This is a genomic window from Psychrobacter pocilloporae (assembly GCF_029872915.1).
In the GTDB taxonomy this organism is placed as follows: Bacteria; Pseudomonadota; Gammaproteobacteria; order Pseudomonadales; family Moraxellaceae; genus Psychrobacter; species Psychrobacter pacificensis.
The window spans coordinates 1,658,291-1,670,260 of record NZ_PGFT01000001.1 but is presented as its reverse complement, the minus strand read 5'-3'; the positions used below and the strand labels follow the sequence as shown (position 1 = coordinate 1,670,260).

At 43.6% G+C, this 11,970-nt stretch carries 11 protein-coding genes and 1 pseudogene; 9 read left to right on the top strand and 3 right to left on the bottom strand.

Annotation, left to right across the window (positions count from 1 at the left end):
* The first annotated feature begins 65 nt into the window (after nucleotides 1-65).
* The gene (gene sat / locus CUR83_RS07210) at nucleotides 66-1,328 is read left to right on the top strand and encodes a sulfate adenylyltransferase (RefSeq protein WP_071001581.1); all 1,263 of its coding nucleotides are present in this window, start codon (nucleotides 66-68) and stop codon (nucleotides 1,326-1,328) included.
* 104 nt (nucleotides 1,329-1,432) lie between these two features.
* On the opposite strand, the gene CUR83_RS07205 is transcribed toward sat, so the two are convergent.
* A complete protein-coding gene (locus CUR83_RS07205; RefSeq protein WP_284719373.1) occupies nucleotides 1,433-1,951 on the bottom strand; it encodes a hypothetical protein in 519 nt (172 codons plus the stop codon).
* 366 nt (nucleotides 1,952-2,317) lie between these two features.
* Here CUR83_RS07205 and CUR83_RS07200 point away from each other — a divergent pair, with 366 nt between their 5' ends.
* From CUR83_RS07200 to CUR83_RS07180, 5 genes and pseudogenes are all read left to right on the top strand, one after another.
* Nucleotides 2,318-3,445, top strand: a complete 1,128-nt coding sequence (locus CUR83_RS07200) for a sulfate ABC transporter substrate-binding protein (RefSeq protein ID WP_284719372.1) — start codon at nucleotides 2,318-2,320, stop codon at nucleotides 3,443-3,445.
* A 258-nt stretch (nucleotides 3,446-3,703) separates the two neighbouring features.
* Nucleotides 3,704-4,795 (top strand): sulfate ABC transporter substrate-binding protein, encoded by a 1,092-nt coding sequence (locus CUR83_RS07195; protein WP_071003608.1) that lies wholly within the window; start codon nucleotides 3,704-3,706, stop codon nucleotides 4,793-4,795.
* A 227-nt stretch (nucleotides 4,796-5,022) separates the two neighbouring features.
* Nucleotides 5,023-5,907, top strand: coding sequence for a sulfate ABC transporter permease subunit CysT (gene cysT / locus CUR83_RS07190; RefSeq protein WP_071001578.1), 885 nt, complete (start codon nucleotides 5,023-5,025; stop codon nucleotides 5,905-5,907).
* 1 nt (nucleotide 5,908) lies between these two features.
* Entirely contained in the window at nucleotides 5,909-6,847 is a 939-nt protein-coding gene (gene cysW, locus CUR83_RS07185; RefSeq protein WP_093071030.1) for a sulfate ABC transporter permease subunit CysW, read from the top strand.
* 97 nt (nucleotides 6,848-6,944) lie between these two features.
* Nucleotides 6,945-7,664, top strand: a pseudogene (locus CUR83_RS07180) (sulfate/molybdate ABC transporter ATP-binding protein); the annotation flags it as partial.
* A gap of 131 nt (nucleotides 7,665-7,795) precedes the next feature.
* Here the strand turns inward: CUR83_RS07180 and CUR83_RS07175 are convergent.
* Nucleotides 7,796-8,125 (bottom strand): ArsR/SmtB family transcription factor, encoded by a 330-nt coding sequence (locus CUR83_RS07175; RefSeq protein WP_071001576.1) that lies wholly within the window; start codon nucleotides 8,123-8,125, stop codon nucleotides 7,796-7,798.
* Between the two features lie 306 nt (nucleotides 8,126-8,431).
* On the opposite strand from CUR83_RS07175, the gene CUR83_RS07170 reads away from it, so the two are divergent.
* From CUR83_RS07170 to bfr (CUR83_RS07160), 3 genes are all read left to right on the top strand, one after another.
* Entirely contained in the window at nucleotides 8,432-8,623 is a 192-nt protein-coding gene (locus CUR83_RS07170) for a (2Fe-2S)-binding protein (RefSeq protein ID WP_058025142.1), read from the top strand.
* A gap of 374 nt (nucleotides 8,624-8,997) precedes the next feature.
* Complete coding sequence (gene bfr, locus CUR83_RS07165; protein WP_093071032.1) at nucleotides 8,998-9,486, top strand: bacterioferritin; 489 nt, start codon at nucleotides 8,998-9,000, stop codon at nucleotides 9,484-9,486.
* A 62-nt stretch (nucleotides 9,487-9,548) separates the two neighbouring features.
* On the top strand, nucleotides 9,549-10,031 hold the full coding sequence (gene bfr, locus CUR83_RS07160) for a bacterioferritin (RefSeq protein ID WP_284719371.1): 483 nt from the start codon (nucleotides 9,549-9,551) through the stop codon (nucleotides 10,029-10,031).
* A 156-nt stretch (nucleotides 10,032-10,187) separates the two neighbouring features.
* Here the strand turns inward: bfr (CUR83_RS07160) and CUR83_RS07155 are convergent, their stop codons facing one another.
* Complete coding sequence (locus CUR83_RS07155; protein WP_093071035.1) at nucleotides 10,188-11,564, bottom strand: DHA2 family efflux MFS transporter permease subunit; 1,377 nt, start codon at nucleotides 11,562-11,564, stop codon at nucleotides 10,188-10,190.
* Nucleotides 11,565-11,970: the final 406 nt, after the last annotated feature.

Genomic DNA, 11,970 nt, shown 5'->3' with positions numbered 1-11,970 from the left:
ATCACTTTCGTATTTTTGCTCATCTCTTCCAACCATTCTTTCTAATAAGAGGTTTTAATAACGATATGTCTCAGACCCAGATTCAGACCCAAAGCCAAACTCAATCAAAGTTGGTTCCACCACATGGCAGTGCCGAGCTAAAGCCACTGTTGTTAGAAGGCGAAGCACGCAAGCAAGCCCTAGAGCTTGCCAGCACCTTACCAACCATTACCTTAAGCTCACGCGAGCGTGGTGATCTGATCATGTTCGGTATTGGCGGCTTTACACCATTAAATGGCTTTATGAATAAAGCTGATTGGCAAGGTGTGGTTGACAACATGCGCTTGCAAAGTGGGGATAATAAAGGTTTGTTTTGGCCCATTCCGATCACCTTGTCTGCACCAAAAGCGACGGCGGATAGTTTGAGTCAAGGCGACAAAGTGGCATTGGTCGCACAAGATGGTGAAGTTATGGGCATCTTAACAGTAGAAGAGACCTATACCATTGATAAAGAACACGAGTGTCAGCAAGTATTTACCACCACAGATCCAGAGCATCCAGGCGTCCAGCAAGTGTTGGATCAAGATGAGGTCAATATTGCAGGTAGCGTAGAAGTACTGAGCGAGGGCGAGTTCCCAACGCGTTATCCTGGTATCTATAAAACGCCCGCGCAAACGCGTCAAATCTTTGAAGAGAAAAACTGGAAGACTGTGGCGGCTTTCCAAACGCGTAACCCGATGCACCGCTCACATGAATATCTGGCCAAAATCGCAATTGAGATCTGCGATGGCGTGATGATTCATTCATTGCTCGGCGCACTAAAACCAGGTGATATTCCAGCAGAAGTGCGTCAAGAAGCCATCAAAACCTTGATTGATAATTACTTCAAACAAGACACAGTCATTCAAGCGGGTTATCCATTAGATATGCGCTATGCTGGTCCACGTGAAGCCTTATTACATGCGTTATTCCGCCAAAACTATGGCTGTAGTCATCTGATCGTTGGTCGCGATCATGCTGGTGTGGGCGATTACTATGGCGCGTTTGATGCACAAACCATTTTTGAACAGGTTGGCAAAGACGATCTCATCACCCAGCCGCTAAAAATTGGCTGGACCTTTTGGTGTAATGCGTGTCAAGCGATGGCCTCTGATAAAACTTGCCCGCACGATGCAAGCGAGCACGTCAAAGTCTCAGGCACTAAACTGCGTAAAGCGCTATCAGAAGATCTGGAGGTACCCGACAACTTTAGCCGTCCAGAAGTGCTAGAGATTTTGCGTAATTACTATGCCGGTATTGCTAAAGAAGAACGCGCTGAGGTTAAGCTGACTGGCGCTTCTGCAGTTTAAGATAGTTTTAAAATCTTCAAGCATAAAAAAGGTGTCAGACTTATGGTCTGGCACCTTTTGTTTTTGTCATTTTTAGCATCTCTCACCGCAGTTAGCGTGAGCTATCAAATCGCTAAATCTTCTACCAGCTTTTGATACTCTCCCGCAAGTGAGGCACCGCCTGAGCAAAAATAATTCAGCGCATATTTATTTGGGCTATCAATCGTCAGCATATTGTCTTTAAATTGAAAAAAGACGGTGCTGTCATTTGCCTGTGCCTGAAAAATTGTACCGTGTGCCGCGTCTTGCCCCATTAATGTCGCCTTACCATCAAACTGACAAGTCTGTTTTTTGATATCGCTACGCGAGCGAACTTTTATATCGATTTGTTGGTCACTCTCTGCACGCACCATGACGCCAACCCAGTCATAGCCTTGTGCGCGTTTGTCATAATCCGCAGAAGCATAATCACCAGAAATATAGTCTTTCATAACATCCACTGGAATTGAATAAACCGCTACAGCATTGTTCGCAGAACTCTTCACCGCGGGCGTCACATTATGACAACCTGTTACGGCAGCTAGGGTAGTGGCTATCAATGTTAATGCTGCAATAGAATGTAAGCGATGGGACGAAAGAGTCATAAAAAGGCCTTTGGTTAAATAAGACGGTAAAATGGATATAGCATTGGCGCATGGGCCCTACCATATAGAATGAGGGTACAGCCTAGCTAAATTATAGCCTATTTAATAAGCCTGCCTGCAATGATTTACCTCACGTTTCCCATAATTTCCTAAAAGCACATGCTAAGTGCTTATGCCAACATCAAGACTTGATAAGCGGATTCGTCACTAAGCGTTTGCTATTTATGCTGCTAGCATAGCTTTCATCATCCGAAAACCGAAATCAACAGAGTAAAAGTCAAAAGAACCAAGCTCAAATGATTGTAAGCCCTATGATGATGGTCAAAATTTTGACAACACGCTTCTACCACCTTTATCGAGAGCATCATGCAAAAAAAATTCCAAAAATTCCGCATGGCTAGCATCCAGCCAACCAATAATAAACACATAAAAGCGCGGGTACTTACCACTAGCGGCATGCTCGCAGCAGCGATCATGATGACAGGTTGTAGTCCAACCGAAGGGACGCAAAACGAGGCAGAAAACAACGCTAATGGTGAGACGCAGGATGTCAATCTACTCAATGTCTCCTATGATGTATCTCGCGACTTTTATAAAGAATATAACGCGCTATTTAGCACTGACTATCAAAAAGCCCATCCAAACAGCAAAGTAAATATCAATCAGTCGCATGGCGGTTCAAGCAAGCAGGCGCTCTCTGTTGCCAATGGTTTGCAAGCAGATGTGGTCACCTTTAACCAAGAAAGTGATATGAATCTGTTGGTGGAAAAAGGTTTAGTCGCTTCTGATTGGCAGCAGGCACTACCCAATAATGCTGTGCCGTACACCAGCACTATGGTACTACTGGTTCGTGCAGGTAATCCAAAAAACATTCAGGATTGGTCAGATTTAGCCCGTAACGATATCGATGTGGTCACGCCCAATCCCAAGACCAGTGGTACAGCGCGTTATGCCTTTTTGGGTGCTTATGGCTATGGCTTGCACCAATTCAAAGAAAACAGTAGCGACAACCCTGTTAAAACCAATGACTTTATCAAAAAGCTGTTGGCAAACGTGGTCACTTATGACAATGGCGCACGTGCTGCGACGACCAGTTTTACCCAGCGCGGTCTAGGTGATGTACTCATCACCACCGAAAATGAGGCGAATTTGGCCGCTCAGCAATTCGCCATGGGTCAGGTCGATATTGTCTATCCCAGTTACACGATTACGATTGCCAACCCAGTAGCAGTCGTTACGGCAGTGACTGATAAAGCGGGCAAGACCGAAGCGGCAAGTGCCTATCTAAAAGGATTATGGGACAAGCCTGCCCAAGAGCTGATGGCAAAAATGTATATGCGTCCGAGTGATGAGCAAATACTTGCCGCCCACAAGGACACATTACCTGATATTGAAACGTTTGAGCCTGTCGCCGTCTTTGGCCCATGGGCAGAGATTATGGATACTTTCTTTGTAGACGGTGGTCGTTTCGATCAGCTGGCAAGTACTAAGTAGTCGTTAATTTCTGGCTTGTAGAATGATCTGTCTTGGCCGTTATCAGTGAAACACGGACAAGATAGATAAGACGTATCCAATGCTAAAATCAGAAAACAGTTGGTTATGCGTATATAATTTTCATAAATTATTGATATGATTGGCTTTGCCTGCTTGTTATTCCCTTTTGGCAATAACATACGCATATTCATCATTAAACATAATAAGATGGCGCTGTTAGCATACTTGCATTACACAACAGACATCTTTGAGGTATTTATGACAGACGTAGCTCGTTATCAACAAAAGAGTAAAACCCTTAGTGCCTTGAGCATTGCTGGCGTTGTTCTGACATTGGGTCTAGCTGGCTGTAGCAACAGTGAGACGACTGAGGCGGCAGCTGACGGTTCAGCGACGACAGAAGGGCAGAATATTGAGCTACTCAATGTCTCATACGATGTGGCACGTGACTTCTATAAAGACTACAACCCTTTGTTTGTTGAGCATTATAAAGCGGAACATCCAGACAGCAAGATTCTAATCAAGCAGTCACATGGGGGCTCAAGCAAACAGGCATTGTCTGTGGCTAATGGTCTACAAGCCGATGTTGCCACCATGAACCAAGGCTCTGATATCGAGCTACTTGAGAAAAAAGGCTTGGTTGAGTCAGATTGGGAAAGCAAATTCCCTGACAACGCAGTGCCGTTTACCAGTACGATCGTATTTTTGGTACGTAAAGACAATCCAGAAAATATCAAAGACTGGGAAGATTTGACCAAAGACGGTGTTGAGATTGTCATGGCCAATCCAAAGGTCACAGGTAACGGTCGTTATGCATTCTTAGGCGCCTACGGTTATGGTCTACATGCTTTTAATCAAGATGAAACAAAAGCTCAAGGCTACGTCAAAGACATGCTAAAAAATGTCAAAGTCTATGAAAACGGCGGACGTGCCGCGACAACGACTTTCGTACAGCGCGGTATCGGTGATGTATTGGTCACTTTTGAAAACGAGGCCAACCTTGCAGCGACTGATTTTGGTGCGGGTCAAGTAGATATCGTTTATCCAAAATACTCAATCAAATCAGAAAGCCCTGTGGCAGTTGTGAAGACGGTAACAGACAAAAAAGGTACCACAGACGCGGCCAAAGCGTATCTTGATTACTTGTGGAGTGAGCCTGCTCAGCAACTAGCAGCCGATTTATACTTACGTCCTAGCGTTAAGAGCGTTCTTGACAAAAACAGTGACAAATTGCCACCTGTTGAAACTTTCCGCCCGAACGATGCCTTTGGCACATGGGATGAGATCATGAGCACCTACTTCAGTGATGGCGGTGTGTTTGATCAGTTGGCTGTTAATGCGCCGCAGTAATCGCCTGCTACGTATATAAGAACTGCTAGTGCGCTAACCACTAAAACTGGTTGAAGCAGTTAATCGTACAGTCAGTCATTAAGCACCCCATAAAGGACATGGTCGTATGCACTATGTCCTTTATATTGTAAGCCGACCAATAATAATTTTAATAACAGTTGTGATAATAATGGTCTTACGGTGAGCACCCTCGCTAAGTACCATCAGTTAGGCAATAGGACATCACTATGAGTGCAACATCTTCTTCTGCCAGCAAACCCACCAACAAAAAAGGGTGGTTGACACGCTTGCGTCAGCGCAATGTGCTACCTGGGTTTGGTCTGAGCATGGGCATCACTGTCTTTAGTTTGTCATTACTAGTGGTGCTACCGTTTGCCATGATGGCCTATACCACAACTCAGATGGGTTGGACGGGTTTTTGGGAAACCATCACCCAGCCGCAAGTCACTGCTGCAATTAAGCTCAGCTTATGGATGTCATTTTTGGCGATGCTGACCAATATGGTCTTTGGTACACTGGTTGCGTGGGTACTTGTCCGCTATGAGTTTTGGGGTAAGTCGTTAATTAATGCCTTGGTTGATTTGCCATTTGCACTACCAACCGCCGTTACAGGTATCTCGCTTGCGACGCTATACGCGCCTAATGGCTTGATTGGTCAATGGTTTGCCAAGTTCGATATTCAGGTCGCCTTTACGCCGATAGGTATTTGGCTAGCATTGGTTGTGGTGAGCTTTCCCTTTATCGTCCGTGCAGTACAACCAGTACTCGCAGAGCTATCGGTTGAGTTTGAAGAAGCCGCAGCCGTATTGGGTGCCAATCGCTTAACCACTTTTCGTAAAGTGATTTTGCCAGAACTACTGCCTGCACTACTAATGGGTGCAGGTATGATGTTTGCCCGTGCTACTGGCGAGTATGGCTCCGTTATTTTTATCGCGGGTAATATTCCGATGCAGTCTGAGATTTTGCCGCTCATCATTATCAGTAAACTTGAGCAGTTCGATGTTCAAGGCGCTTCTGCGGTTGCACTGTTTATGCTACTCATCTCATTTGTGATTTTATTGACCATCAATATCATGCAGTGGAAACTGTCACGCCGCGTAGGAGCTCGCTAATATGCAAATATCTAATAGCTACGACTACCAAAGCAACGCTGCGACCAAAGACACGCCATGGATACGCCGTACCTTTATTGTGATCGCTGTGCTGTTTATGGTCTTAATGCTGGTGGTGCCATTATTGGCTGTGTTTTATGAGGCTTTTAAAAACGGCTGGCAGTTATATCTTGCGTCATTGGTTGACCCTGAGGCATTACAAGCGATCAAACTGACATTGATCACAGCGGCGATTGTTTTACCGATCAACATGGTCATGGGTATTGCGATTGCATGGTTGGTCACACGCTATCAGTTTAAAGGTAAGCAGCTGGTCACCACCTTACTTGATTTACCATTTTCCGTATCACCTGTCGTTGCCGGTTTGATGTTTGTGCTGCTATTCGGAATGAACTCTACGATTGGTGGCTGGCTTGAAAGTATGGGTTTTCAAGTCATCTATGCGGTGCCTGGTATTATTCTGGCGACGCTATTTGTGACCTTTCCGTTTGTGGCACGTGAGCTGATACCATTGATGCAGACCCAAGGCGACTCTGAAGAGCAAGCCGCATTAACCTTGGGTGCGACTGGCTGGCAGACTTTTTGGCATGTGACATTGCCTAATATTAAATGGGCGCTGCTGTATGGTTTGATTTTGACCAATGCACGTGCGATGGGCGAGTTTGGTGCGGTCAGTGTGGTATCTGGTCACATTCGCGGTGAGACCAATACCATGCCGCTATTGGTTGAGATTGCCTATAATGATTATAACTTTACCGCTGCATTTGCCTTATCGAGCTTACTTGCCGCACTTGCCTTAGTGACGCTACTGATTCAGCAAGTCATGACCAAAGTACAAGAGCGAAAATTTGCTAAGTCTGAACGTTTGGCGGCTGCCCCTGAGCTACCAGTGAGTGCCAATGCGACGACGTCAACGGCTGAGAGTGCTAGTAAGCTATAAGTTGTTTGGGTAAGTATTCAGGATTGTTCAATCATATTGACACAGTCGTTAAGACATCAGTCTCAATACGACAAAAGATATTATAAGAGATACCATTATGAGCATTGAGATTCGCAACGTTAATAAAAAATTTGGTGACTTTACGGCTTTAGACAATATCAATATTACTGTGCCAACTGGCAAGCTGACGACCTTGCTAGGTCCATCAGGCTGCGGTAAGACCACATTGCTACGTATCATTGCGGGTCTGGAATATGCCGACTCTGGACAGGTACTGTTTGATGAGATGGATGTCACCAATACGCCAGTACAGAAGCGTCATATTGGCTTTATGTTTCAGCATTATGCGTTGTTCCGTCATAAGAACATCGCAGATAACGTTGCCTTTGGATTGACGTTACTACCAAAGAATGAACGTCCTAGCAAAGCGGATATCGATAAGCGCGTGGCAGAGCTGTTAGATCTGGTACAGCTCCCACAAGTTGCCAATGCGTATCCGCACCAACTGTCAGGCGGTCAGCGTCAGCGTATTGCACTAGCACGGGCACTTGCGGTCAAGCCAAAGCTACTATTGCTGGATGAGCCATTTGGTGCGTTAGATGCCAAAGTACGTAAAGAGCTGCGCACTTGGCTAAAGAATATCCACCACGAGCTTGGTATCACAAGTATTATGGTGACCCATGATCAAGAAGAAGCCCGCGCCGTCTCTGACGAGATCGTCGTCATGAATCAAGGTAGAGTAGAGCAGGTAGGAACGTCAGAGGAGCTGATACACCAGCCAGCTAATGCCTTTATCAGCGACTTCTTAGATTTGGCTTAGCGGCTCAGCTTTTATCTCACTGTCATTCATAACTGATGAGACAAAAAAAATCCTACTTAGGTAGGATTTTTTTTTGGCTTGTTGAATCATACAGAATGCAATTAACTACACTTGTCTATCTATAACATTTAAGCAAGTCTCGATTCATCTTTATCTGAATCACTTGGAGAGAGTTGATCATAAGTGATATTCAAGATGTCTTGACACCATTCTGGTAAGTCATCAGCGACTTCATACCACATCCATGTACCGTCACGTACACAGCTTAAGATACCCAGTTTTTTCAAATGGTTCAAATGACGCGATATCGTTGGTTGCGGTTGATCAAGCATGTCTACCAAATCACCCACGCAACGTGCTTCTTTTTTAAAAAGAATTTGAAATATTTTTAGGCGTGTTTGATCAGATAGGACTTTGAACAAATCGATAGGTCGTATCGTAAAATTATTATCAGACATAGGAAAATTCCAATGGACTTCGTTTATAGGGGTTCAATATAATAGCAGTTATCTAGAAAATCGATTAAAAAATAAGCAAAATTACAGTTCGTCGTTAATTTACTACCTTCTATAATATTCGGTTACATGGACGCTTATAGCCACTTACATAGGTGAATGGTGCGAAATACAACTGTACCATCACGACCAAAAAAGTTCCGAATGTTATTGAAAATGATAACAATTATCGTTATTATACTGCATGTAATCAGCGTGATGCTAAGCAAGTAGTCGCTATCAAATAGTGGTAATCAGAGGAGCCAATCCATGTACGTATGTATCTGTAATAACGTCAAAGAAAAGCAAATCCAAGCAGCCATTGCTTCTGGTGTAGATACCCTTGATGGTCTAAAAGACACTCTCGACGTTGCAACTTGCTGTGGATGCTGTGAGCCTATGGTCAATGATTACTTAGACGAACATCACGCAGCACTCGATGTCTTAGCGTATGCAGTATAACTACTTTTAGCTTAGTCGATCTTATCTCTAATCCAACCAAATATATTCAATATATTGCATCTATTCTTTTATTATACATAAGGAGTAAATAGCAGGCGTCCATATAACCTCATAGATATGCCAACATCGCTGCTATCAATATGTATCAAGTATCGTAACTGACAACTGTAGCTAATTACAATTCTCAATTAGCATCTTATTCTTAGTTCACAACATTACATGCCAGGTGACGACTGTATGCTACTATATCTGTCAAAGATTGTAAGACGTTTTATTGATTTGACCCTTTACTGATCAGTTTACGTATTTAGGTATCTTTATATATAAAAATATGAATATATAGATCGGCAAAAACATATAGAGGAGTGTGCATTATGAAAGGCAGTCAAAAAGTTATTGATTATTTAAATTTCTTGTTAGGCGGCGAGCTGGCGGCACGTGACCAGTATTTTATTCACTCAGAGATGTATGCTGAATGGCATTATGGCAAATTGTACGATCGTATCCATCATGAAATGGAAGACGAAACACTACACGCACAAGCAATTATTCGTCGTATCTTAATGCTAAGTGGTACACCTAACATGACGATCGATCAGGTCAATATCGGCAGCACGGTTCCTGAGATGCTACAGATTGATCTTGATTTAGAATATAAAGTACAAAAACATCTAAAAGAAGGCATTGCGCTTTGTGAAGCAGAGCACGACTATGTCACACGTGAGATGCTTGTTGAGCAGCTAAAAGATACGGAAGAAGACCATGCGCATTGGCTTGAACAACAGTTACGCTTAATTGACATGATTGGTCTGCCTAATTATCTACAGACCCAGATGGCTGAAGTCACTCCTAATCTTGTTTGATATCATCATAGATACGAATAAAAACTATAGTATTTAATATAAATAAGAAAGGGAGAGAGATTATGAAAGGGGATAAAGAGGTCATTCGTGCATTAAACAAGGTACTTGGTCAATCATTAATTGCGATTAACCAGTATTTCTTGCACGCACGTATCGTCCGTCATTGGGGCTTAGAAGCGCTTAACGACTCACTTTATAAGCAGTCTATCGCTGAGATGAAATGGTCAGATGATTTGATTGCGCGTATCTTGCTGTTAGGTGGTTTACCTAACTTACAGGAATTGGGTAAGGTATTGGTCGGCGAGGATGTGCCAGAAGTGATTGATTGCAACTTGCGTTTAGAAAAACAAAAATTTGATATCATTACGGATGCGATTACCCTATGCGAGACAAAGTCTGACTATGTGTCTCGTCACCTACTGGTTACGATAAAAGATGGTAATGAAGAATACCAGGATTGGCTAGAGACGCAAGAAGATTTGATAGAAAGTATGGGTGCAGAACGCTATATTCAATCACAAATCAGTGATGATGACGAGCCATAAGTAATTTGTCTTAATTAGCATTCGTCTCAATCAGCAATGAAACAAACTTGCCAGCGTGTGATTGGTTTTTAACCAAAATACACGCTGGCTTTTTACGTTTAGAAACCACTAAAGGCTTATATGCGGCAATCAGCTTTTAAGTATTTACCGAGGTAGTTAGTACAAACCACGCCCATCTTCTGGTTTTAACCGTAAAAAGCCCAATCCTGAGAGAATAGTAAAGCCGCCCAGTATCCAATAAGTGACCTGAAAAGCAAGTAAGGTATCTACTTGAAACCGATCACGTAACAAGTTGAGCAGTGCGGCACCAAAGGCAATACCCAATCCGATTGCCATTTGCTGATTGACGGCCATTAAGCTGTTGCCACTACTGGTCTGTGCCCCTTGTAGATCGCCGATAGTGATGGTATTCATGGCACTGAACTGGATTGAGTTACAAACACCAATCACAATCAGCACCGGAATCATCCATGGCCACTGCGCCGCATCTGAGAACTGTCCTAGTACAATAATCAGTAAACCCAAAATAAGGGTGTTGTATACCAATACCACGCGATAGCTGTAACGCTGGATAATTTTGCTGACAAAGGGTTTTATCCCAAGTGCACCAACTGCAATGGGTGCTAATAACCAGCCTGCCTGCGAAGGCGTGTATTCAAAAACGACTTGTAATAGTAATGGTAATAAAAAAGGCACGGCACTGATGCCAATACGCGTGGATAGATTGCCAGTAATACCAATACGAAAAGTGGGCACATTAAAGAGTGTCAAAGAAAATAGCGGCGCAACATGGCGTTTGGCATGCCATACATAGGCCAGTAAAAAACCAATCGATGCGGCAGCTAGCAATAGCGCATTGTAACCGTGACCCACTTTTGAACCCATCTCAACTGCCAAGGTTAAGGCGCACGCACCCAATGCAAACAGCCCAAAACCGACCCAGTCTAAAGACTGCTTATCCCCAAACAGCGCAGGTATGAGTTTTTTGCCAATGACAAACCCCACCACACCCATCGGAATATTGATCAAAAATATCCAGTGCCAACTGGCATATTGGACCAAATACCCGCCAAGCAAGGGTCCAACCAGCGGCGCGACCAAGGCAGGAATCACTGCAAAATTCATTACCGTCAATAACTGATTACGTGGGTAGGACTTTACTAAAATCAAACGCCCAACTGGGGTCATCATAGCGCCGCCAATACCTTGTATCACCCGTGATGCGACCAAAAAATTTAAAGTAGAGGCCATCGCGCACAGCAGTGAGCCGATGCAAAATATCACAATAGCAGAGAGAAAAACGCGGCGCGTACCGTATTTGTCTGCCAAAAACCCACTAATTGGAATAAAAATTGCCAAGGTCAATGCATAGCTGATAACGGCCCACTGCATTTTTAACGGTGACTCATCTAATGCCAAGGCCATCTGCGGCAGTGCGGTGTTCAGGATAGTGGCATCCAGAATTTGCATGAATAGCGCCACTGCTAACACATAGGGTAGGTATTTATTTTGAGCTGGGGTGAGCGTCAGCATGTCAATCCCATTGGATATCTTATTATAAAATCGTGAGGTTCGCGTCTTTACGAACAGATTGCGCGATATAAGTTGAGTAGTATAAGAAAGCTTAGAGGGTAATTAAAGTGCCTCAAGGTAACGAAGCATTATGGCGGGCTTGGGTCATTGAGTGGTATGTCATTAATCACAGTAAAATCGTAACATTGATTACAAGAGAAGACTTTAATATCAGCAGAGGTTATCGTTATAGTAAAGCCTAGCTAATAAATAGCATGGTAATTAATAGAGAAATTAGCATGGCTATAGTGAATTCAGTATAAAAGCGATACAGTGGGACTGGGATAAATTTTTCGCAGCATCGAGCAGCCTAGGCACAGCACGCAAGGAAAATTTAGACCAGTCCCACCTTGATATATAATGTATC

Coding starts and splice junctions, on each gene's coding strand:
- bfr (WP_093071032.1), top strand. CDS start 8,998: ATGAAAGGCAGTCAAAAAGTTATTGATTATTTAAATTTCTTGTTAGGC.
- cysT (WP_071001578.1), top strand. CDS start 5,023: ATGAGTGCAACATCTTCTTCTGCCAGCAAACCCACCAACAAAAAAGGG.
- CUR83_RS07175 (WP_071001576.1), bottom strand. CDS start 8,125: ATGTCTGATAATAATTTTACGATACGACCTATCGATTTGTTCAAAGTC.
- sat (WP_071001581.1), top strand. CDS start 66: ATGTCTCAGACCCAGATTCAGACCCAAAGCCAAACTCAATCAAAGTTG.
- CUR83_RS07170 (WP_058025142.1), top strand. CDS start 8,432: ATGTACGTATGTATCTGTAATAACGTCAAAGAAAAGCAAATCCAAGCA.
- bfr (WP_284719371.1), top strand. CDS start 9,549: ATGAAAGGGGATAAAGAGGTCATTCGTGCATTAAACAAGGTACTTGGT.
- CUR83_RS07155 (WP_093071035.1), bottom strand. CDS start 11,564: ATGCTGACGCTCACCCCAGCTCAAAATAAATACCTACCCTATGTGTTA.
- CUR83_RS07200 (WP_284719372.1), top strand. CDS start 2,318: ATGCAAAAAAAATTCCAAAAATTCCGCATGGCTAGCATCCAGCCAACC.
- CUR83_RS07205 (WP_284719373.1), bottom strand. CDS start 1,951: ATGACTCTTTCGTCCCATCGCTTACATTCTATTGCAGCATTAACATTG.
- cysW (WP_093071030.1), top strand. CDS start 5,909: ATGCAAATATCTAATAGCTACGACTACCAAAGCAACGCTGCGACCAAA.
- CUR83_RS07195 (WP_071003608.1), top strand. CDS start 3,704: ATGACAGACGTAGCTCGTTATCAACAAAAGAGTAAAACCCTTAGTGCC.